Source organism: Nocardioides campestrisoli, assembly GCF_013624435.2.
In the GTDB taxonomy this organism is placed as follows: Bacteria; Actinomycetota; Actinomycetes; order Propionibacteriales; family Nocardioidaceae; genus Nocardioides; species Nocardioides campestrisoli.
In genome coordinates, this window is the sequence record NZ_CP061768.1 from 615,331 (window position 1) to 635,394 (window position 20,064).

At 72.2% G+C, this 20,064-nt stretch carries 21 protein-coding genes; 14 read left to right on the plus strand and 7 right to left on the minus strand.

Annotated features, from left to right (window positions below; genetic code table 11):
• Positions 1-10 precede the first annotated feature (10 nt).
• Complete coding sequence (locus H8838_RS02990) at positions 11-661, minus strand: hypothetical protein (RefSeq protein ID WP_185995208.1); 651 nt, start codon at positions 659-661, stop codon at positions 11-13.
• Between the two features lie 27 nt (positions 662-688).
• A complete protein-coding gene (locus H8838_RS02995; RefSeq protein ID WP_185995207.1) occupies positions 689-2,056 on the minus strand; it encodes a hypothetical protein in 1,368 nt (455 codons plus the stop codon).
• A 68-nt stretch (positions 2,057-2,124) separates the two neighbouring features.
• On the opposite strand from H8838_RS02995, the gene H8838_RS03000 reads away from it, so the two are divergent.
• The 3 genes from H8838_RS03000 to ygfZ are packed head-to-tail and all read left to right on the plus strand — an operon-like array spanning position 2,125 to position 4,033.
• Positions 2,125-2,619 (plus strand): FABP family protein, encoded by a 495-nt coding sequence (locus H8838_RS03000; protein WP_181309543.1) that lies wholly within the window; start codon positions 2,125-2,127, stop codon positions 2,617-2,619.
• A 3-nt stretch (positions 2,620-2,622) separates the two neighbouring features.
• Positions 2,623-3,117, plus strand: a complete 495-nt coding sequence (locus H8838_RS03005; protein WP_185995206.1) for a Fur family transcriptional regulator — start codon at positions 2,623-2,625, stop codon at positions 3,115-3,117.
• A complete protein-coding gene (ygfZ, locus tag H8838_RS03010; protein ID WP_224766341.1) occupies positions 3,098-4,033 on the plus strand; it encodes a CAF17-like 4Fe-4S cluster assembly/insertion protein YgfZ in 936 nt (311 codons plus the stop codon). The genes H8838_RS03005 and ygfZ overlap by 20 nt, the downstream gene beginning before the upstream one ends.
• 21 nt (positions 4,034-4,054) lie before the next feature.
• On the opposite strand, the gene mshD is transcribed toward ygfZ, so the two are convergent.
• The gene (gene mshD / locus H8838_RS03015) at positions 4,055-4,876 is read right to left on the minus strand and encodes a mycothiol synthase (protein ID WP_185995205.1); all 822 of its coding nucleotides are present in this window, start codon (positions 4,874-4,876) and stop codon (positions 4,055-4,057) included.
• A gap of 106 nt (positions 4,877-4,982) precedes the next feature.
• Positions 4,983-5,711 carry a response regulator transcription factor gene (locus tag H8838_RS03020; RefSeq protein ID WP_181309539.1) on the minus strand — a complete coding sequence of 243 codons (729 nt, stop codon included), beginning with the start codon at positions 5,709-5,711 and terminating at the stop codon, positions 4,983-4,985.
• A gap of 47 nt (positions 5,712-5,758) precedes the next feature.
• On the opposite strand from H8838_RS03020, the gene H8838_RS03025 reads away from it, so the two are divergent.
• From H8838_RS03025 to metX, 8 genes are all read left to right on the plus strand, one after another.
• Positions 5,759-6,073 (plus strand): MoaD/ThiS family protein, encoded by a 315-nt coding sequence (locus H8838_RS03025; RefSeq protein ID WP_185995204.1) that lies wholly within the window; start codon positions 5,759-5,761, stop codon positions 6,071-6,073.
• Positions 6,074-6,142: 69 nt separating this feature from the next.
• Positions 6,143-6,646 (plus strand): TlpA family protein disulfide reductase, encoded by a 504-nt coding sequence (locus tag H8838_RS03030; RefSeq protein ID WP_185995203.1) that lies wholly within the window; start codon positions 6,143-6,145, stop codon positions 6,644-6,646.
• Positions 6,647-6,977: 331 nt separating this feature from the next.
• Complete coding sequence (locus tag H8838_RS03035; RefSeq protein WP_185995202.1) at positions 6,978-7,451, plus strand: DUF4395 domain-containing protein; 474 nt, start codon at positions 6,978-6,980, stop codon at positions 7,449-7,451.
• Between the two features lie 31 nt (positions 7,452-7,482).
• On the plus strand, positions 7,483-8,331 hold the full coding sequence (locus H8838_RS03040; protein WP_185995201.1) for a sulfurtransferase: 849 nt from the start codon (positions 7,483-7,485) through the stop codon (positions 8,329-8,331).
• 1 nt (position 8,332) lies between these two features.
• Positions 8,333-8,629, plus strand: a complete 297-nt coding sequence (locus H8838_RS03045; RefSeq protein ID WP_181309534.1) for a DUF1416 domain-containing protein — start codon at positions 8,333-8,335, stop codon at positions 8,627-8,629.
• A 103-nt stretch (positions 8,630-8,732) separates the two neighbouring features.
• Positions 8,733-10,019, plus strand: coding sequence for an O-acetylhomoserine aminocarboxypropyltransferase/cysteine synthase family protein (locus tag H8838_RS03050; RefSeq protein WP_185995200.1), 1,287 nt, complete (start codon positions 8,733-8,735; stop codon positions 10,017-10,019).
• A gap of 125 nt (positions 10,020-10,144) precedes the next feature.
• Positions 10,145-10,267, plus strand: coding sequence for a hypothetical protein (locus H8838_RS20160; RefSeq protein WP_263458201.1), 123 nt, complete (start codon positions 10,145-10,147; stop codon positions 10,265-10,267).
• A 59-nt stretch (positions 10,268-10,326) separates the two neighbouring features.
• A complete protein-coding gene (gene metX / locus H8838_RS03055) occupies positions 10,327-11,439 on the plus strand; it encodes a homoserine O-acetyltransferase MetX (RefSeq protein ID WP_185995199.1) in 1,113 nt (370 codons plus the stop codon).
• A 32-nt stretch (positions 11,440-11,471) separates the two neighbouring features.
• Here metX and H8838_RS03060 read toward each other — a convergent pair whose 3' ends face one another.
• Complete coding sequence (locus tag H8838_RS03060) at positions 11,472-12,761, minus strand: HNH endonuclease signature motif containing protein (RefSeq protein WP_185995198.1); 1,290 nt, start codon at positions 12,759-12,761, stop codon at positions 11,472-11,474.
• A 308-nt stretch (positions 12,762-13,069) separates the two neighbouring features.
• Between H8838_RS03060 and H8838_RS03065 the strand changes: the two genes are divergently transcribed.
• The 3 genes from H8838_RS03065 to H8838_RS03075 all read left to right on the plus strand — a co-directional run bounded on the left by H8838_RS03065 (position 13,070) and on the right by H8838_RS03075 (position 15,919).
• Positions 13,070-14,563 (plus strand): glycerophosphodiester phosphodiesterase, encoded by a 1,494-nt coding sequence (locus tag H8838_RS03065; protein ID WP_185995197.1) that lies wholly within the window; start codon positions 13,070-13,072, stop codon positions 14,561-14,563.
• Between the two features lie 97 nt (positions 14,564-14,660).
• A complete protein-coding gene (locus tag H8838_RS03070; protein ID WP_185995196.1) occupies positions 14,661-15,068 on the plus strand; it encodes a hypothetical protein in 408 nt (135 codons plus the stop codon).
• Positions 15,065-15,919: a hypothetical protein gene (locus tag H8838_RS03075; RefSeq protein ID WP_185995195.1), complete on the plus strand. Its 855-nt coding sequence runs from the start codon at positions 15,065-15,067 to the stop codon at positions 15,917-15,919. Before H8838_RS03070 ends, H8838_RS03075 begins: the two co-directional genes overlap by 4 nt.
• An 83-nt stretch (positions 15,920-16,002) precedes the next feature.
• Here H8838_RS03075 and H8838_RS19915 read toward each other — a convergent pair whose 3' ends face one another.
• Together H8838_RS19915 and H8838_RS03085 are read right to left on the minus strand one after the other, a co-directional pair.
• Entirely contained in the window at positions 16,003-18,144 is a 2,142-nt protein-coding gene (locus H8838_RS19915; RefSeq protein WP_224766342.1) for a fibronectin type III domain-containing protein, read from the minus strand.
• Positions 18,145-18,361: 217 nt separating this feature from the next.
• The gene (locus H8838_RS03085; protein WP_185995194.1) at positions 18,362-19,921 is read right to left on the minus strand and encodes a sulfatase family protein; all 1,560 of its coding nucleotides are present in this window, start codon (positions 19,919-19,921) and stop codon (positions 18,362-18,364) included.
• Between the last annotated feature and the right edge of the window lie 143 nt (positions 19,922-20,064).

Genomic DNA, 20,064 nt, shown 5'->3' on the forward strand with positions numbered 1-20,064 from the left:
TGCTGCTCCTTCAGTTTCCGGACGAGCTGAGGGCCGAGACGAGCGCGGAGGCGATGGCGACCGTCTCCTCGGTCAGCCGGTCCCGCGGGTAGGGGTCGTCGGTCGCGGGCATCGTCGAGGCGTAGACCCGCAGCACCGTCTCGTCCACGCCCACGAGCACCTCCACGGCGGGCTGCGGCCGGGCCCCGCCCTGCACCAGCCAGGCCTCGGTGCCGTCGTCGAGCGAGGTGCGCTGCACGCGCCCGCCGGGGATCTGGACCTCGTCACGCAGCTCCTCGAGCTCCGGGGTGGAGCTCCGCGCCTCGATGTCCCAGAAGTAGCCGGCCGCCCGCTCGCCCAGGGCGGTCTCGCACACGACCGTGTCCTCCACCTGGCGCGGCTCGCCCAGCTCCTGGGCCACCCCGGTGATCTCCGTCAGCTGGTCGGCGGTCAGCAGGCACGGTCCGGCGGCCTGCCCCGTCGTCGCCTCGGGCGCCGGTGTGGCGGGCTTCGCCACCCCGGCGTCGCCCTGGTCTCCCTGGCAGCCCGTCAGCAGCAACGACGCGGCGACCAGCACCGCGCCGGCGGAGCCGAGGTACGCCCGGGGTCGGCGGACCGACGTACGGCGGACCGGCGTACGGCGGACCGGCGTACGGCGGACCGGAGGAGAGGCGGGACGCATGGGGCTCCGTTTCAGGCGCTGGGATGCTCAGAGGTTGACGGTGGTGGGCGTCGACGTCGAGGGGACGCCCAGCGGCCCGGGCGCCAGGATGACGGCGTCCTCGGGGACGTCCTCGAAGGGGTCGTCCGTGTCGGTCTCGCCGCCGAGCTTGTCGAGCCGGTCCTGCAGCTCGTCCTCCTCCTCGCTCGGCTCGTCGTCGAAGGTGTAGGTGATCCCTCCCAGCTCCTTCTCCACCTTGGGCAGGTCGATCGGCGGGAGGGCGGGGAGGCCGCCGTCGGAGTCGGCCCTCGGCAGCTGCTCGACCATCTCCTTCATCTTGCGCATCTCCTCGAGCGACTCGGCCATCACCTGGGCCCACGCCTCGATCTCCTCGGCCAGCCCGAAGCAGGCCTGGATGATCTCCTTGCAGTCCATGATGTCGTCGTAGATGTCGGTGACCGCCTGCCAGCCCTTCTCGAGCACCTCGGCAGCGAACCAGATCCAGCCCAGGGGGCTGAGCTTGCTGCTCAGCTTGCTCAGCAGCTTGGTCAGCTTGGTGGTCAGCTTGACCAGGGCCTTCTCGACCTGGACGGCGATCTTCTCGGACATCTTCGCGATCGCGTCGAACACGTTCTCGCCCTGCTTGACCGCCTGTCCGACCGCGAGCATCACCGTGCCGTAGAGGCCCAGGTGGCCCGCGACCGCGACACCGGTCTGACCCTCGATCGCGGCGGGTGCCTTGAGCGCCAGCCGGCCGAAGTTGCCGGCCCACTCGGTGAAGGCGCCGGAGCAGTGGCCGCACGCCTCGGCGTTTCCCTGCAGCTGGGCGTAGTTTCCGGCCAGCGGATAGATGATGTATTCCTCGAGCGACTTCTCGGGGAGCTTGGGCAGGTTGACTCCGAGCGAGTTGATGTGGCCGATCGCCTCGTTGATCGCGTCCCGGGTGGCGTCGTAGCCCGAGGCCGCTGTCTCCCACTTCGCGTCGTGCTTCATCGTCGGGCCGCCCTCGCCGGGCGGAGTGAGCTTCTCCTCGAGCGACTTCACGTCGAGGAACTCCACGTTGAGGTAGAGGTCGGGGATCTGCGGCATGTTGCCCAGCCCGCCGAGGTACTGGCCGAAGTCGATGCTGAGCTCGCCGTCGGTCCGCTCCACGTCGCGCATGGAGACCGCGAACGACTCGATCACCTTGACCCACCGCTTCTGGTAGCGGTTGCGGGTCCAGGTGAATGCCTCGCCGAGCGCGGGGAGCTGGTCGCCGATCGGCTTCAGCGCGCACGAGGGGTAGTCCAGCCCCGTGGTGACCACGACGTGCTCGTTGAAGTAGGTGTCGATCTCGCCGGCCTGCATCCCGACGTCCACCATCGACTGCAGCAGCGTGGTCGCGTTGGGCCAGTTGACGTTCAGTGTTCCCCCCATGCGCGCCGTATGCCCCCGCCCGGCATCTGCTAAACCAGGTACGGGTGAGACCGCACTACAGTGGCCGCATGCCGTTCGAGCTCCCCGACAACCTGCACCCCAACTGCGGCCCGGTCGCCTGGCTGCTCGGCACCTGGCGCGGCAACGGCCACGGTGACTACCCGACGATCGATGCCTTCCAGTTCCGGCAGGAGCTGATCTTCACCCACGACGGCCGCCCCTTCTTCCACTACATGGCGCGCGCCGAGATCATCGACGAGCAGGGCGAGAAGGTCCGCGACGCCGCGATCGAGACCGGGTTCCTGCGCTGCCCCGAGCCGGGCAAGGTCGAGCTGCTGCTCGCCCACAACACCGGCTTCGTCGAGGTCTGGTACGGCGAGGCCGAGGGCGGCAAGCTCCAGGTCGCCACCGACGCGGTGGTGCGGACCGAGACGGCCAAGGAGGTCACCGCGGGCAGCCGGATGTACGGCAACGTCGAGGGCGACCTGCTCTACGCCTACGACATGGCCGCGGTGGGCCAGGCGCTCCAGCCGCACCTGTGGGCCCGGTTGAAGCGGGCCTGAGGCGTGACCGACGAGCTCGCCGAGGCGCTGCGCAGCAGCGGCTACCGGCTCACGCCGCAGCGGCGGCTGGTGCTGGCGGCGGTCACCGAGCTCGGGCACGCCACTCCGGAGGAGGTGCGCGACCACGTCGGCGACGGCGCCAACCTCTCCACGGTCTACCGCGCCCTGGAGGTGCTGGAGCAGCTCGGCCTGGTCCGGCACGCGCACCTGGTCGACCGCGCCCCGACGTACCACTCCACCAGCGAGCCGGCGCACTTCCACCTGGTGTGCCGGAATTGCCAGAAGGTGACCTCTGTTGACCCTGACAGGGCCGAGCCACTGCTCAGCCGGCTGCGCGCCGAGCACGGGTTCGTCACCGACGTCGGTCACCTGGCGATCTTCGGACGATGTGAGGACTGTGATGACACCCGAGACCCCGAGCACGAGCACCAGCACGACCAGCACGAGCACGACCAGCACGAGCACGAGCAGCACGAGCGTGACCAGCCCTCTGCGTGACCTGCCCGGGGCGGTGGCCGGCGACGGCGTCGACGCCCCGGTCGCGGCGCACTACGGCTCCTTCAACCTCGAGCAGCGGACGCTGGCCGGCGGGGACGGGTTCGTCGACCTCTCGCACCGCGACGTCCTGCGGATCACCGGCCCGGACCGGCTGACCTGGCTGCACTCGCTGACCACCCAGCACCTGGAGTCCCTGGCGCCCGGCGTGCCCACCCAGGCGCTGGTGCTCAGCCCGCAGGGGCACGTGGAGCACCACTTCCACGGGATCGACGACGGCGAGACGTTCACCGCGCACACCGAGCCCGGGTACGGCGAGGCGCTGGTGCAGTGGCTGGACCGGATGCGCTTCATGATGCGGGTCGAGGTGACCGCGGCCGACGACCTGGCGGTGATGTGGCGCCCGGTCGGCGGGGGCACCTTCGACCTGGTGCCGCGCGACCGGCTCACGGCGTACGCCGAGGCGGCCGGCCCTGCCTGCGGCACCTGGGCCTACGAGGCGCTGCGGATCGAGCGGGGTGAGCCCCGGTTCGGCATCGACACCGACCACCGGACCATCCCCAACGAGGTCGGCTGGATCGGCTCGGCGGTGCACCTGGACAAGGGCTGCTACCGCGGGCAGGAGACCGTCGCCCGGGTGCACACCCTGGGCCGGCCGCCGCGGCGGCTCACCCTGCTCCACCTGGACGGCTCCGAGAACCGGCTGCCGACCGCGGGCGCCGAGGTCCGCCACGCCGACAAGGTCGTCGGGTTCGTCGGCTCCAGCGCCCGGCACCACGAGCTGGGCCCGATCGGGCTGGCGCTGCTCAAGCGCAACGTGCCGCTCGACGCCCAGCTCGACGTAGAGGAGATGCCGGCGACCCAGGAGGTCGTGGTCGACCCGGAGGTCGGGCTGCACGTGCGGCCGAAGCTGCGCTGAGTCAGGTCTGAGCCAGCTGGCTCAGCGGGCGTACATCACGTGCGTGTCGGCGTCGGCGTGGGTGAACCCCAGTCCGGTGTACGTCGCCACCGCCGCGGTGTTGTCGGCCTCCACGTAGAGGATCGTCTCGCGCACGCCGCCCTCGGCCAGGTGCGCCAGGCCGGCCCGGGTGAGCAGCTTGCCCAGCCCGCGGCCCTGGGCGGCGGGGTCGACCGCCACGACGTACACCTCGCCCAGCTCGGCGGAGTGCCGCTTGGTCCAGTGGAAGCCGAGCATCCGGCCGTCGTCGCCCTCGTCCTGGCTGATGGCGACGATCAGCCCAGCGGGGTCGAACCACGGCTCGCTCATCCGCGCGGCCAGGTTGTCGGCGTCCATCGCGCCCTGCTCCGGGTGCGAGGCGAAGGCGGCGGCGTTGACCCGGAGCAGCTCGTCGCGGTCCTCGGGGCGCCAGCTGCGTACGACGATCCCGGCGGGCGGGTCGACCGGGGCCACCGAGCCGGCAGCGCCACCGGGGAGGCGCATCACCCACAGGTCCCGCACCCGGCGCCAGCCGAGGCGGGCCGCCAGCGCGGCCGCGGCCGGGTGGTTGCCGTGGCTCCACGCCCGGGAGACCTCGGGGTGCTCGGCGAGCACCTGCTCGGCCATCGCCCCGCCGAGCCCACGCCCGCGCACGGGCGGGTCGACGAGGAGCGAGAGCTCCTCGCCGCGGACCAGGGCGACGCAGCCGTCGTGCTGCAGGGTGGTCACCCGGCCGGCGCGCAGGTCCATCAGGGTCGCCTCGTCGAAGGGGGCGACCCCGTCCGCGGCCTCGGCCCGGGAGACGAGGGCGTCGAGGAATGGCATGTGCTCGAGCCTAGGCGAGAGCTTGACACGGATGTGACAGGGGAGGCGTTCGGGACAGAGGTGAGTCCCGGGCGCTGTCGGACCGGTGTCGGACCGGTGCCGGGGCTCAGGCGTCGGCGGACTCGGCGCCCGAGTCGGCGGGGAGGGACTCGCTGCGGCTGGGCAGCACGAACCGGTAGCCGACGTTGCGCACCGTCCCGATCAGGGTCTCGTGCTCGGGACCGAGCTTGGCGCGCAGACGGCGTACGTGCACGTCCACGGTCCGGGTGCCACCGAAGTAGTCGTAGCCCCACACCTCCTGGAGCAGCTGCTGGCGGCTGAAGACCCGGCCCGGGTGCTGGGCGAGGTACTTGAGCAGCTCGAACTCCTTGAACGTCAGGTCGAGCGGACGGCCGCCGATCCGCGCGGTGTACGAGGCGTCGTCGACCACCACCTCGCCGGTGCGGATCACGTGCGCGTCGGGGTCGGCGGCGGCGCGGGCCGCGGTGAGCCGGCCGATGGCCAGCCGGATCCGGGCCTCGAGCTCGGCGGGGCCGCAGGTGTGCAGCACCACGTCGTCCATGCCCCAGTCGTGGGCGACGACGGCGAGCCCGCCCTCGGTGACCACGAGCAGCACCGGGACGTCGGCGCCGGTGGTGCGGATCAGCCGGCACAGGTCGCGGGCGTGGGCCAGGTCCTGGCGGCCGTCGACGAGCACCAGGTCCGCCTCGGGCGCCTCGAGCAGTGCGCTGCCCTCGGCGGGCAGGATCTTGACCGAGTGACCCAGCAGCGCCAGGCCGGGCAGCACCTCGGCCGACGGTTGCAGGGCGCTGGTGAGCAGCAGCAGAGTGCTCATCGCTCACCTCCTTTGCCCCGTGCGGTGTTGGGGGGAGGATATAGGCCATGGAGGGTCCCGAAGTCGTGAACAGTCCACCCCCTGGGCACCACGAGTCCCAGATCACGCTGCGCTACTGGGCCGGTGCGCGGCACGCGGCGGGGGTCCCGAGCGACGTCGTGAGCACTCCCGCCCCCCTCTCCCTGCAGGCGCTGGTGGCGCACGCGGTCGCCCTCCACCCCGACGCGCCGCGCCTGCCGCAGGTGCTCGGTGTCTGCTCCGCGCTGGTCGACGACCGCCCGGTCGGGACCGCCGACCCGGGCGGCGTGCTGGTCAGTCCCGGGTCGACCGTGGAGTTCCTGCCACCGTTCGCCGGGGGATAGGCCCCGCCCGCTCGGGGCCCGCAGTGCGGGTGGGGGGAATGGGTGCCGCGAGGCCGGCGTTCCCCCTCCGTGACGACCGGACAGTGGGTGCTTCTGCTCGCCGTGCTGGCTGCCCTCGCGTTCGGCGCGTGGCGTGCAGCGAGCGACGGCCGTTTCCGGCGGAGTGCCGCGGCTCCGGCGCCCACCCTCGCGACCACGCCTACCTCTGCGCCTACCTCTGCGCCCACCTCTGGGACCCCCGAGCCCGAGACCGCAGCCCCGTCCCTGCTCTCCGGGACGCCGTACGCCGAGCAGCTGGGCGAGCGGGCGACGCTGCTGCAGTTCTCCAGCGCTTTCTGCGCGCCCTGCCGGGTGACCCGGCGGACGCTGGAGGAGGTCAGTGCGCTCGTGGAGGGGGTGGCCCACGTGGAGGTGGACGCCGAGTCGCAGCTGGAGCTGGTCCGCCGGCTCCAGGTGACCCGCACCCCGACCACCCTGGTGCTGGACGCGCACGGCCGAGAGGTCACCCGCGCCGCGGGCGCGCCCACCAAGCAGCAGGTGCTGGGCGCCCTGGCGCTGGTCGAGGCGGGCTGACCTGATGGACCGTCTCATTATTCGGTACAGGTATCCGACTAATGAGACGCGCATTTCTGGCCCGACCCCTGGCGCCCGTAGGGTTCTGGCCATGACCTCGACCTGGTTGACGAAGCGGCGCGCAGTGGACCACTGCCGCATGCGCTCGTCCCTGTGTCGAATGTCCTGAGGGGCGACGTCCCACCCTGCCCGCCTCCGGCCTGAGTGCCGGACGGCCCGGCTGCAGGCCCGTCGCTCCACCGCGCCGAGCGCTTCCGCGCCCGGCATCGCGCCTCCCCGTCCGGGGAGCGGCGCGAGCACAGGACGAGACCACGACGGACGAGGTAGAGGCATGGGCGCGCAGATCGACCAGATCGATCCGCAGATCGACCCGAGGGGGCCGCAGTTCGCGGCGGCGCTGACCACGGTGCTGCTGGCGACGGTGCTCCTCACCGCGCCGAGCGCGGTGGCCATCGCCCTGCTCGCGGTCCAGGCCGTGTTCTTCGCGGTCGGCGGGGCGGTCGGGGTGCAGCACACGCCGTACGCCTGGCTCTTCCGCACCCTGGTCCGCCCGCGGCTGGCCCCGCCCACCGAGCTGGAGGACGCGGCGCCGCCGCGGTTCGCCCAGGTCGTCGGGCTGGGCTTCGCGCTCGTCGGTCTGGCCGGCCTGGTCTCGGGACTGACCGTCCTCGGCCTGGTCGCCGTCGGGTTCGCCCTGGCCGCCGCCCTGCTCAACGCCGCCTTCGGCTTCTGCCTGGGTTGCGAGCTCTACCTGCTCGGCGCCCGCGCCGGGCTGCGCCGCACCAGCATCACCCCCACTCGCTGAGCACCACCACCCACCGAAAGAGAGAAACCCCATGAGCCGCGAAGACTCGCTCGTCACTGCCCAGTGGGTCGAGGACAACCTCGACACCCCCGGCATCGTCCTGATCGAGGTCGACGAGGACACCAAGGCCTACGACAAGGGCCACATCCGCAACGCGATCAAGCTCGACTGGACCACCGACCTGCAGGACCAGGTACGTCGCGACTTCGTCGACAAGGCGGGCTTCGAGAAGCTGCTCTCCGAGCGCGGCGTCAGCAACGACGACACGGTGGTGCTCTACGGCGGCAACAACAACTGGTTCGCCGCCTACGCGTACTGGTACTTCAAGCTCTACGGCCACCGCGACGTCAAGCTGATGGACGGCGGCCGCAAGAAGTGGGAGCTCGACTCCCGCGAGCTGGTCCAGGAGGTCCCGACCCGGGAGCAGACCACCTACACCGCGACCGAGCAGGACCGCTCCATCCGCGCCTTCCGGGACGACGCCGTCGCCGCGATCGGCGTGCAGAACCTGATCGACGTGCGCAGCCCCGACGAGTACGCCGGCCGGCTGCTCGCCCCGGCCCACCTCCCGCAGGAGCAGGCCCAGCGCGCCGGCCACATCCCCACCAGCCTCAACGTGCCGTGGAGCAAGAACTGCAACGACGACGGCACCTTCAAGTCCGACGAGGACCTGCGCAAGCTCTACGACGAGGTCGGCATCGACGACTCCAAGGACACCATCGCGCTGTGCCGCATCGGTGAGCGTTCCTCGCTGACCTGGTTCGTGCTGCAGGAGCTGCTCGGCTTCAAGAACGTCAAGAACTACGACGGCTCCTGGACCGAGTACGGCTCCCTGGTCGGCGTCCCGGTGGCGCTCGGCGACGAGCCCGGGGAGGCCTGAGATGTGCGGCGCGACTGAGGGTGGGCTCCCGCTGGACGGCGTCAACGTCGCCAAGGAGGCCGTGATCCAGGGCCAGGTGACCCGCGACGGCGAGCCCGTCGGGTCGGCGTACGTGCGTCTGCTCGACCGCACCGGCGAGTTCACCGCCGAGGTGCCCACCTCGGCCAGTGGCCACTTCCGGTTCTTCGCCAAGGACGGCGAGTGGACGCTGCGCACGCTGGCGCCCAAGGCCGACCCGGTGGACCGCACGGTCCGCGCGCAGATCGGCTCGGTGGCCGAGGTGGCCATCGCCGTCTGAGGTCTCCCGAGGCCCCGGCTCCCCCTCAGGGGGAGACCGGGGCTTCGGCGCACATCGCCAGCCGTTCCCAGCACCCCGATCCACATCCCGAGCAGGAGCCCAGATGACCTACCGCCCCGAGACCCTCGCCGTGCACGCCGGACAGGAGGAGGCGGACCCGACGACGAACTCGCGGGCCGTGCCGATCTACCAGACGACCTCCTACGTCTTCAACGACACCGAGCACGCGGCCAACCTGTTCTCCCTGGCCGAGCCGGGCAACATCTACACCCGGATCATGAACCCGACCCAGTCGGTCTTCGAGGACCGGATCAACCAGCTCGAGGGCGGGGTCGGCGCGCTCGCCACCGCCAGCGGCTCCGCCGCCACGACGTACGCCGTGCTCAACCTGACCTACGCCGGCGACAACATCGTCGCGCTCTCCACCCTGTACGGCGGCACCTACGCGCTCTTCGCCCACACGCTGCCGCAGTTCGGCATCGAGGTCCGGTTCGTCGACCCGGAGAAGCCCGAGGACCTGGCCAAGCACGTCGACGAGAAGACCAAGCTGGTCTTCGGCGAGACCGTCGGCAACCCGAAGATCAACGTGATCGACATCCCCGCCTGGTCCGAGGCGGCGCACGCCGCGGGCCTGCCGCTGATCATCGACAACACCGCTCCCTCGCCCTACCTGGTGCGCGCGCTCGAGCAGGGCGCCGACGTGGTGGTGCACTCGGCCACCAAGTACATCGGCGGCCACGGCACCTCGATCGGCGGCGTCATCGTCGACTCCGGCAAGTTCGACTGGGCGGCGCACTCCGACCGCTTCCCGGGGCTCACCCAGCCCGACCCGGCGTACCACGGCGCGGTCTGGACCGAGGCGGCCGGACCGGCGGCGTACATCATCCGAGCCCGCACGGTGCTGCTGCGCAACACCGGCGCCGCGATCACCCCGATGAACTCGTGGCTGTTCCTGCAGGGCCTGGAGACGCTGCACCTGCGGATGGAGCGGCACAGCGAGAACGCGCTCGCGATCGCGCAGTACCTCGAGGGTCACGACGCGGTCTCCTGGGTGAGCTACCCGGGCCTGGAGTCCAGCGCCTACAAGGAGGTCGCGGACCGCACCTTCACCGGCAAGGGGTACGGCGGCATCCTGAGCTTCGGTCTCAAGTCGGGGCGCGAGGGCGGCAAGCGGTTCATCGAGTCGCTCGGCCTGTTCAGCCACCTGGCCAACATCGGCGACGCGAAGTCGCTGGCGATCCACAACGCCACCACCACCCACAGCCAGCTCACGACCGAGGAGCTGGAGGCGGCCGGCGTGCCGGAGGACATGGTGCGGCTCTCGATCGGCATCGAGAACGTCGAGGACCTGGTCGCCGACCTCGAGCAGGCGCTGAACGCCGCCAAGTAACCGGCAGCCGCAGCCCGGAGAATCCCCTGAACAGGGGATTCTCCGGGCTGTCGTGCGTCCCTAGGGTGTTCCGGGCGTGCCGCCTCTGGAGGGGGGACGGTACGTCGATCAGGGGAGGGCCCCGCATGGGAACGAGCGCGCGCGGGGTGGTGGCAGCGTTTCCGGCGCTGCCCCTCGCCGCCCTGGTCCTGCAGTCCGGGACCGGGGTGGCGACCACCCCCACCGGGGAGCGGACCCGCTCGGCTTGACGGGCCGCGGTCCTGACCAGGCACGGGAGCCGCATCCGCTGACGAAGTAGGGTCGCCGTGTGAGCGGTCCCCTTGGCTATGTCGAGACCCAGCGGGCCGTGGTGGCGACGCAGACGGACCCGCTGGTGCTGCGCGGCGGTGGCCGGCTCGACCACGTCGAGGTCGCCTTCGAGACGTACGGCGAGCTCTCGCCGGCACGCGACAACGTCGTCTTCGTCTGCCACGCGCTGACCGGCAACGCGCACGCGGCCGGGATGCACATGGGCGCGAAGAAGCGCGGCTGGTGGGACAACATGATCGGACCGGGCAAGCCCGTGGACACCGACCGGTTCTTCGTGGTCAGCCCCAACCTGCTGGGCGGCTGCTCGGGCACCACCGGCCCGCTGTCGGTCGACCCGGCGACCGGGTCGCCGTACTTCCTGGACTTCCCGATCCTGCACATGACCGACCTGGTCGCGGTGCACCGACGGCTGATGCGCCACCTGGGCATCGAGCGGCTCTACGCCGGGGTGGGCGGTTCGCTGGGCGGGATGCAGATCCTCCAGTGGGCGATCGACGCGCCGCAGGAGGTGGAGCGGGCGGTGGTGGTGGCGGCCTCGTCCCGGCTGACGCCGGAGAACATCGCGTTCTCCGCGGTGGCGCGGGAGGCGATCATGAACGACCCGGACTTCCACGACGGCCGTTACGCCGAGAAGGGCGTCACCCCGCGGCACGGGCAGAAGGTGGCACGGATGATGGCCCACATCACCTACGTGTCGCCCCAGTCGCTGCAGACGAAGTTCGGGCACCGTCGCGACCGTCAGGGTGACGACTGGACCCTGGAGCCCGACTACGCCGTCGAGCACTACCTCCAGCACCAGGGGGAGACGTTCCTGGACCGCTTCGACGCGCTCAGTTATCTCTACCTCACCCGCCTGCTGGACTACTTCGACCCGTTCGGCGACCCGTGGACGGCGGAGCGGCTGGCCGAGGCGGTCACCCGGTTCCAGGTGACCTCGTTCGACTCCGACTGGCGCTTCGACACCGGTCAGTCGGTGCGGATGGTCGAGCGGCTGAGCGCCTGCGGGGTCGACGTCGACTTCGCCGAGCTGACCTCCCCGCACGGGCACGACTCGTTCCTGCTGGAGCCGCCGGGCTACCACGAGCGCGTCGCCTCTTTCCTGAAGGGCTGACCAGGACGGCAGAAGGGGTTCGGGGCGCACGCCTACCTCCTCCTGCTGAACCGGACGTCGCCGTCGGGCATGCGGGAGTGCAGGTAGCGGTCGTCGTGGATGCGCTGGTGGTGATGGCTGCACAGCAGGATGCCGTTCGCCAGGTCCGTCGGGCCGTCCAGGGACCAGGGCACGAGGTGATGTGCCTCGCACCAGGCCGCGGGGATCGAGCACCCGTCGGCGCGACAGCGCTTGTCGCGGATCGCGAGCGCCCGTCGCTGAGTCGGGGAGAAGAGGCGCGCGCTGAGTCCGAGGTCGAGGGGGTGGGACCCGGTCCCGAGGACCGCCGGGATGAGCTTGGCGGTGCACGCGAGCCGGCGCGCCTCGCCGGCGGTGATCCGGTCGCCGGACTCGAGCGCGGCGGTGCCGAGGCCCGACATCAGGTCCTCGAGGTCGATCGAGATCACCACGGTGGTGGCGTCGCCGCCGTGCAGCGGCAGGCGACGTGGGTCGAGCACCTCAAGCAGCGAGCAGAACGCCTTCCCGAGGCGTACCTGGTAGGGCACGGGCTCGCCGAGAGCGCTCGCTGAGGCGTCGTCCTGCCGGCCCCGAGCGGCCTGGTTGGCGGGCTGCCGCGGGTTGGTGAAGGCCTCGAGGTAGGTGGTGAGTCGCTGCGCCGTGGCCACCGGCACGCGCGCCTTGATCAGTGCGGTGCCGTCCCCGAGGTCGCGCACGCTCAGGGTGGTCCCGCGGCGGGCGCGACGCTCCTCGGCGAGCAGCCTGCGGCGCTCGGCGTCCTCCGCCACCTCGGGGGCGACGACCTCGAGCACCTTCGCGCCGAGGCGGGCCAGCTCGGCCGGGCCCCACGTCGCGGCCAGGGTGATCAGGTGCGCCTCGGCGTCGGCCCGGACCTGCGCGGTCACCCCGTGGCGCGGGTCGGTGGGCAGGTCGTCGAGAGTCCGCGCGATCGCGTGGGCCTGGTCGAGGTTGACCGCCCCGGTGGTGAGGGCGTGCCCCAAGGCGTGCCAGCGCTGGTCCAGGGCGGTCGCCAATCGCTGGTGCCGACGGGCGCCCGCTCGGTCGCTGTGGGTGCGGTGCGCGAGCCACGCGGCGACGTCGCGGTGCCCCTCGTCGGCCGCGACGTCGGCGGAGGCGGCGACCACCCGCAGCCGCAGCGCGGCGACTCGCGACTCGAGCCCGTGCAGGGCGAGCAGCGCCCGGCGCTTCTGCGCCGTGGTCATGAAGACGGGGTCTACGACGGCCACCTCGGACAGGGCGGCGTCGATCTGCGCGGCACAGTCCAGCACGGGGTGCGCGGGCAGGGTCGGCTCCGACGGATCCATCGCCACCCTCCCTGCACGTCCGACACCACGACAAAGGCCCCGTCGGCAGCAACGGCAACCAGGGGCCGCGCATCATCCGAGGGTCAGGATCTGTCGAGGGTCTCCGGGGAGGGGCCTCGTCCGGCGCCGGCATCCCGACGCTCTGCAATCAATCGTACATACGTTCGAACGACACCACAAGAGCGGGAGGAGGAACAAAAGAGGGAACGAGTCGGCGCATTCGCCTGCCGCTCCGGCCTCCCGGCTGCCAGACTGCCGGGGTCCCACATCGTCCCCTGGAGGTCCCGTTGTCCCGTCGTACGCCACTCGTGGGTGCCGTCTCCGTCCTGCTCCTGGCCCCGGTCGCGTACGGCGTCCCCGCCGCCGCCCAGCCCGACGCGCCCTCGGCCGCCCAGCCGACTGCGGCCCCGGCCGGTGCCGCTGCCCGGGGTGCGGGCTCCGCGCTGCTGCGCGCCTCTGAGCGCAACGTGATCCCCGGCGAGCAGGTCTCGCTGAGCGCGAAGGTGAAGAAGAAGTCGGTCAAGCGGCTGAGCCCCAAGGAGCGCCGCAAGGCCAAGGTCGTCCTGCAGCGCCGGGCCGGCAAGGCGTGGCGCAAGGTGGGCACCGCCAAGCTCAAGCGGGCGCTGAAGAAGAAGGTCTCGTTCTCCTACACCGCGCCCACCGACGCGTCGGACACGATCCGGATGCGCACCGTGGTCAAGGCCGGCAAGCGCCAGGTCAAGGTGGCCAAGCTCAAGGTGCCGGTGGTCGCCCAGCAGCTCACCGCCGCGACCGGCGCGCTGGTCACCAGTGCACCGCTGGAGTTCGCGACCTCGCTCACCCCGGCCCGCACGAGCCGTGAGCTGAGCGTGCAGGTCTACAAGGACGGCGCCTGGGCGCCGCTCGTCTCGGGTGCCGCCGACTCCGCCGGGAACGCCGCGCTGGGCGGCCAGGCCGAGGGCTACCCGGCCTGGTACCGGGTGAGCGCCGCCGAGTTCAACGGCGCTCCCGCGATGGCCACCGAGCCGGTGCGGACCACGCTCGACAAGGTGCCGGGCCTGATCGCGCACCGCGCCGGCGCCGGTACCGCGCCGGAGCAGACGCTCGCCGCGGTCCGCCAGGCGCTCGCCGCCGGCGTCCCGTCGATGGAGGTCGACGTCCAGCTGACCAAGGACCGTCAGCCGGTGATCCTGCACGACGCGACCCTGGCGCGGACCACCAACGTCGAGGAGGTCTTCCCGGACCGGGCGCCGTGGAACCTCGCCGACTTCACCCTGGCCGAGGTGCGGACGCTGGACGCCGGGTCGTGGTTCGGTCCCGGGTTCACCGGGCAGCGGGTCCCCACCCTCGACGAGCTGCTCACCGCGATCGGCGGGCGCGCCCACCTGGTGCTCGAGGTGAAGGCGCCCGAGCTGCCCGGCAACGACCAGGTCGACGAGGTGCTGGCCGAGCAGCTCGCCACCAGCCAGCTGGGTCAGGTCGCGGCCGCCGGCAAGCTGACGGTGTCGTCCTTCAACGCCGGCTGGCTGGAGAGCTTCGCCGTCGCCCACCCGGACGTGCCGGTCGGGGTCCTGAGCTTCGGCGCGCCCTCGGCCGCCCAGCTCGACGTGTGGCGGGGATGGGCCGAGCAGATCCATCCGAACTTCGCGCTCTCCCAGCGCGCGCAGCTCGCCGACGCGCGCAACCGCGGGCTGACCAGCAGCGTGTGGACGGTCAACACGGTCGCGCAGTTCCGCGCCGCCGTGGCGCTCGGCCCGGACCGGATCATCACCGACTTCCCGGCCCGGCTGGCGGAGGTGCTCGACCCGCCCCGTCCCTCCTGAGGCCCGGAGCTCGCGCACAGGCTCGCGGACTCGTGAAGGTCCGCGAGCCTGTGGATGACGCGCCGCTGCGGAGGGCATGAGCCGCTAGACATCTCCCATGGGGACTCGGGGGAGTGCAGACGGGCCGGCCGGCGTCGTGGTGAGTCAGGACGCGGTCGTCGGTGAGCTGCGCGACTGGCAGCGTGTGGTCGAGCTGATGGCCGACACCGAACGCGACTTCGAGCGGGTGAGGGCGGCGGTCCTGCCGACCGCCGTCCAGCCCAAGGGCAGCGCCTTCGCCGTGGCGTGGGCGCGCTACGCCAGCGAGTCGGCGGCCCGGGCGGGTGAGGTCGTCGGGGCCCACGAGGAGACGCTGCGCGACTTCGACGTCACCGACGGCCGCGCCGCCGAGCAGCTCGGCGGCTTCATGGTCGCGTGCGCCGTCGACCCGCAGCCGGTCCCCGGCCCCGAGGCCAGGTCCTCGACCGGATCGGGCCTGGCCTCCCGACTGGGGCCGCTGCCGTGAGCGAGACCGTGACGATCACCCTGCCGGCCTCCGAGCCCGCGGTCCTGTTCAAGCCCGAGGGCGACCCGGTGGGCATCGACGCGCTGGCCGCGGTGGTGCTGGAGGCCGCGGGGCGCTTCGACGAGTACTCCGACGAGTCCCAGCAGTTCCACCGGATGCGCGGCTGGACCGGGCAGAGCAACGAGCAGTACGTCGAGCGGGCACGGCGTACGGCGGTGATGGCCGGCCGGATGCGCAACACGCTCAAGCGCACCGGCCGGGTGCTGGTCGCGGGCGCCGACCGGCTGCGCCACCACCAGCGTCGCTACGAGGAGCACGTGGAGCGCAAGCAGGGTCTCGACCGAGACCTCGAGGCGCTGCGGACGGAGCTCGACGCCGCGACGGACCTGACGCCGGCGCAGGTCGACGCGCTCCGGCAGCGGGCCGCCGAGCTGACCCGGGCCTACGCGATCCTGGTCGACGACGACCGGGCGCTGGCCGAGCGGGTCCACAGCAACGAGGAGCTGCTGGCCGACACGCTCGACTCGGCCACCTCGCGCGACGACGTGACCGCGACCGACGGTGGCCGTCCCGAGATCGCCCAGCGGGCGATGCAGCACCCGGGCTCCCCGCTGGGTGGGGGGAGCTCGCCGGCCGAGGTGCGGCAGTGGTGGCGGGGCCTGTCCGCCGACGAGCGGCGTGCGGTCGTGGCGTCGTACTCGACGGTGGTCGCCGAGGCCGAGGGCGTCCCGCCGGAGGTGCGGGAGCGGGCGGAGAGGATCAGGGACGAGGAGGTCGCCACCCGGCTGGGGGCCAAGCGCGCCGACGGCACGATCACCCGGCGGGAGACCGACCGGCTCGCCCGGGCGTAGGCGCCCGGTTCCCGGACGCACACCGCCCCCGGGTGCCGAGGGCAGCCGGGGGCGGTGTGGTCAGGACCTGGACGGTCCGGTGGTCAGGCGCAGGTGGTGCCGCCCGAGGTGCACCGCTGGACCACGGTGAACGCAGCCTTGCCTGCGCGACGCGCGGTCGCGCCGGTCACGGTCACGGTGCGCGGGCCCCAGGTCTGGCCGACCTGGAAGGTCGTCTGGAAGCGACCCTTGCCGTTCGCGAAGCCGCGGGCCACGACCTTCCCGCGGTAGCGGACGGTGGCGCGCTCACCCGGCAGCAGCCGGCTGCTGACGGTGACCTCGTCGGAGGCGCGCACGCGCTCCGCCGAGACCCGGACCGGCAGCCGCTTGGGAACCGCGACGTGCAGGGTGGTGGCGCCGATCCGACCGACGACCCGGCCGCGGATCTTCACGGTGACCTTCTCCCCGCGCGCGGCGGGCACGGCGACCTGGGTGCGGATCTTGCCGTTCTTGCTGGCGTAGCCGCGGGCGACGACCTTGCCGGCGATCCGCACGGTGTAGCGCTCCCCGGGGCGGAGTCCGCGGGCGGTGACGACGGGCTTGGAGCCCGGCGCCACGATCTTCTGCGGGGTGCGGACCGCGATGGTCCGACGGGGCAGCACCTGCACGGTGACGCTCTCGGTGGCCTCGCCACCGCCGTTGGCCGCCCGGAGGGTGAAGGTCGTCGCGCCGATCTCGGTGACCCGCACGGTGCGGGAGCCGGTGGCCGCCACGGGACCGCTCCAGGCGCCCTCGCGGGCGAGGATGTCGACCCCGGTGCTGGTCCAGGACAGCTTCACCCTGCCGCCGACGCGAGCCTTGGGCTTCGCGCTGGTCAGGGTGACCGTGGGGGCAGCGACGGGCGCCGGAGCCGTCGGGGTCGGGCTCGCGGTCGGCGTCGGAGTCGGCGTCGGGGTCGGGGTCGGGGTCGGGGTCGCGGGTGCGGTCACGACGAGGCGCGAGGTCCCGACCCGGTTCTTCAAGGCGCCCGCGGTGGTCACCGCGGCGGCGTTCAGCTCGTGGGTGCCGACCTCGCCGCGCACCGGGACGGTGACCACACAGTTGGCCGCTGCGGGCGCCGAGCCCCCGGTGAGGACCACGCGGGAGCCGGTGGTCGTCACGGTGCCGCCGCAGGCGTTCGTGGCGTCACCGGTGGTGCGCAGCCCGGCGGGCAGGTCGAGGGTGAGACCGAGGTCGTCGGCGCTGGTGAGCAGCGTGTTCTCGATCGACAGGTTGATCGCGGCGTCCTCGTCCGGAGTGGCCTCGGAGCGGTCGAAGCGGGCGTCGAGGTTGGTGCCCTGGAAGGCGACCACGTGCTGCAGGGCGGCCCGCTGGGTGCCGGGCGCGGTGCCGAGGTTCCACTGCATCATCAGGCCGGCGTCGTGCCGCCCGGCCTCCGCAGCGAAGCCGATGTCCCCGCCCGCGACGACCGTCTGGTACGGCGCGGAGAAGCTCGCGGCCCGGGCGCCGTCGAACGGCTTGGAGCCGGGGACCTCGCGGTAGCCGATGAAGATGCCGGAGCTCGGGTTCAGCGAGATGGCCGTCCGGACCGGCTCGGTGAGCATGATCCCGTACCCGAGGTCCGACCCGCCCGGGGCCGCGTCACCACCCAGGTAGAACTTCACCGGCGCGGCGTTGCCCTCCGGGATGGTGAACTCGTAGGAGTCGGTGATGAAGGAGTTGGGGTAGGTGTAGGAGAGCGTCCGGACGACGACGTACTCGAGGCCGCCGACCGAAGCGGTGTAGCGCACCGTCGCCGAGCTGTCGCCGCCGGCGGGCGCGACCGAGCCGTCGGTCAGAGGCGCCAGTGCCGCGGTGTCGCCGCGGTGGGCGGTCACCTGCACGGAAGTCCAGCGGTCGTCGTTCATAGCGGACGGCCCGGCGCCCGAGCCGACGAGCAGGCCGCCGATGTTGAGCATGGGCGCACCGGCGGTGCAGCACCACTGCCGGGTGCGGGCGAACCACGGGTCGTCCTGGCCGTCCGTTCCCGTCTGGGTCAGATCGGAGACGTTGTTGACGACGAACCGGAGCCCGTCGCTCCCGTCGGCCTGGGCGCCGCCGTTCGGGTTGAGGACGATGCTGGTGGCGGGGGCCGGGTCCGCGGGGTCGGCAACAGCCGTACCCGTGGTGACCGCGCCGAGCGCGGAGGCGGTGAGGGCGAGGCCGGCCAGTGCGGCCGCCGTCCTCCTGAGGGCATGCAGGGGCATGGTGCTGTCCTTGGGGAGGGCGCACCACTGCGTCCTGGCGTGCGCGGGGGGGTGAGGGAGTACGACGGGCGTCCGGGGGAAGGACGCGGGTGCCCAGGCGCACCACGACATGCCGCGTCAGCACGGTAATGCCACCGATGCGGCGGTGATCGGGAAATCGCCAACTCCGCGGCCGGGGACGATCCGGCAGGAGACGCCGCCCCAGGCCGGGGGAGGCTCAGCGCGGGCCGGGCACCTTGCCGAAGGTCCGGTTGCAGTTGTCGCCGGCGCACCGCATCAGCTTGTTCGTCCGGCGGTCGAGCTCGGCCGCCGTACGCCGGTACTTCGGCGCGCGGGCGACGTTGCGCATCTCCCACGGGTCGCGGGCGCGGTCGAAGAGCATCCGGTCGCCGTTGTTGACGTCGCGGGCGTAGGTGTAGCGCTCGGTGCGCACGCCGCGCAGCGCCCAGCCCTTCCAGCGCAGGTTGCGGTGCTTGCGCGGCTGGTACTTGTCGCCGGTCTGGATCAGCGTGGTGTCGCGCCAGGGCTGCTTGCCGCCGAGCAGGGTGCGCTTGAAGGAGGCGCCGTCGACGTCGAGCCGCGGCTTGACCCCGCCGAGGTCGGCGATGGTGGCGACCAGGTCGACGAGGGTCACCGGCAGGTCGGAGGTCTTCCCGGCAGGCACGCGCGGACCGGTGAAGATCATCGGCACCCGCAGCGACTCCTGGACCAGGTTGTTCTTCTTGAACAGCCGCCGCTCGCCGAGGCTGAACCCGTTGTCGGAGGTGAAGACGACGTAGGTGTTCTCCGCCTCGCCGGCGTCGTCGAGCTCGGCGAAGAGGCTGGCCACGCCGTCGTCGACGGACTGCAGGGAGCGCACCCGCGCCTCCCACTTCTTCTGCACCTTGCTGGTCTTGATCCGCTTCTTGACCGGGGTCTTGCGGGGCAGGCCGCCGACGACCGCGCGCTTGTAGGACTTGGCCTTGATCGGGGGCGCGACCTGGTCGATCTTGAAGCCGGCGTGCCGCTTGGCCGGCGGCGCCTCGGTGAGGCCCTGGGGGCCGTACTGCTGGCGCTCGTGCGGGGCGATGTGGTTGGAGAAGAGCAGGAAGGGCCGGTCGGCGGCGGCCATCGCGCGCACCGCGCTGTTGGTCTTCTCGGTGATCCGGTCGGTCACGTAGTCGTCGCGCCACTCCTCGTTGCCGAAGAAGCGGAACCGGTAGTAGTCGGTGGGGTTGCCGGTGATCGGCTCCCACACGTGCCACCCGGGGTCGCGGGGGCTGTCGTGCTCGTAGCCGTTGGCGTGCTTGCCGATGAAGCCGGTGTTGTAGCCCTGCCTGGCGAACCAGGTGCCGATCGTGTTGGCGGTCTTGATCCGCGAGTAGCCGCCGTACTTCGACTCGTTGTGCCGTACGCCGTTGTTCTGGGCGTACTGCCCGGTGAGCAGCTCGGCGCGGGCCGGGCAGCACAGCGGGTGCGGGGAGACGGCGTCGGTGAAGTCCAGGCCGCGCTCGCGCATCAGCGCCTGCGTCTTCGGCATCTGCTCGAGCTCGTCGGCGCGCATGTCGTCGGTCAGCACCATGACGATGTTCGGACGCTTGTCGCTGCCGTCGCCGGCCACCAGGCCGGAGGTGTCGGCGGTGGCGACCTTGCTCCCGCCGTCCATCGCGACGGCGGCAGCGCCGGGGCTGGGGCGGCTGGGCTGGTCGCCCGAGTCGGCTCCGGCGCACCCTCCGGTGCCGGCGACCAGGATCCCGGTGCAGAGGAGTGCGGTCAGTCCCCGAGCCACGTGTTGCATGCTCGCGATCCTCTCACCGCACCGGTCGCGGGCCGCAAACCGCGATGGCCGATCCGCCGATCGCGCAGACCTGTGACCCAGGTCACAGGACGCTTCCCGTGTCTGCGGTATGCGGTGGTGCTCGCCTGCTCCCTACGGTCAAC

Excerpts from the sequence above, each read along its gene's own strand:
- H8838_RS20160 (WP_263458201.1), top strand. The coding sequence starts at position 10,145 with ATGGGAACGAGCGCGCGCGGGGTGGTGGCAGCGTTTCCGGCGCTGCCC.
- H8838_RS03070 (WP_185995196.1), top strand. The coding sequence starts at position 14,661 with ATGGGGACTCGGGGGAGTGCAGACGGGCCGGCCGGCGTCGTGGTGAGT.
- H8838_RS02990 (WP_185995208.1), bottom strand. The coding sequence starts at position 661 with ATGCGTCCCGCCTCTCCTCCGGTCCGCCGTACGCCGGTCCGCCGTACG.
- H8838_RS03035 (WP_185995202.1), top strand. The coding sequence starts at position 6,978 with ATGGGCGCGCAGATCGACCAGATCGATCCGCAGATCGACCCGAGGGGG.
- H8838_RS03025 (WP_185995204.1), top strand. The coding sequence starts at position 5,759 with ATGGAGGGTCCCGAAGTCGTGAACAGTCCACCCCCTGGGCACCACGAG.
- H8838_RS03045 (WP_181309534.1), top strand. The coding sequence starts at position 8,333 with ATGTGCGGCGCGACTGAGGGTGGGCTCCCGCTGGACGGCGTCAACGTC.
- H8838_RS03040 (WP_185995201.1), top strand. The coding sequence starts at position 7,483 with ATGAGCCGCGAAGACTCGCTCGTCACTGCCCAGTGGGTCGAGGACAAC.
- H8838_RS02995 (WP_185995207.1), bottom strand. The coding sequence starts at position 2,056 with ATGGGGGGAACACTGAACGTCAACTGGCCCAACGCGACCACGCTGCTG.
- H8838_RS03085 (WP_185995194.1), bottom strand. The coding sequence starts at position 19,921 with ATGCAACACGTGGCTCGGGGACTGACCGCACTCCTCTGCACCGGGATC.
- H8838_RS03000 (WP_181309543.1), top strand. The coding sequence starts at position 2,125 with ATGCCGTTCGAGCTCCCCGACAACCTGCACCCCAACTGCGGCCCGGTC.
- mshD (WP_185995205.1), bottom strand. The coding sequence starts at position 4,876 with ATGCCATTCCTCGACGCCCTCGTCTCCCGGGCCGAGGCCGCGGACGGG.
- H8838_RS03060 (WP_185995198.1), bottom strand. The coding sequence starts at position 12,761 with ATGGATCCGTCGGAGCCGACCCTGCCCGCGCACCCCGTGCTGGACTGT.
- H8838_RS19915 (WP_224766342.1), bottom strand. The coding sequence starts at position 18,144 with ATGCCCCTGCATGCCCTCAGGAGGACGGCGGCCGCACTGGCCGGCCTC.
- H8838_RS03020 (WP_181309539.1), bottom strand. The coding sequence starts at position 5,711 with ATGAGCACTCTGCTGCTGCTCACCAGCGCCCTGCAACCGTCGGCCGAG.
- H8838_RS03050 (WP_185995200.1), top strand. The coding sequence starts at position 8,733 with ATGACCTACCGCCCCGAGACCCTCGCCGTGCACGCCGGACAGGAGGAG.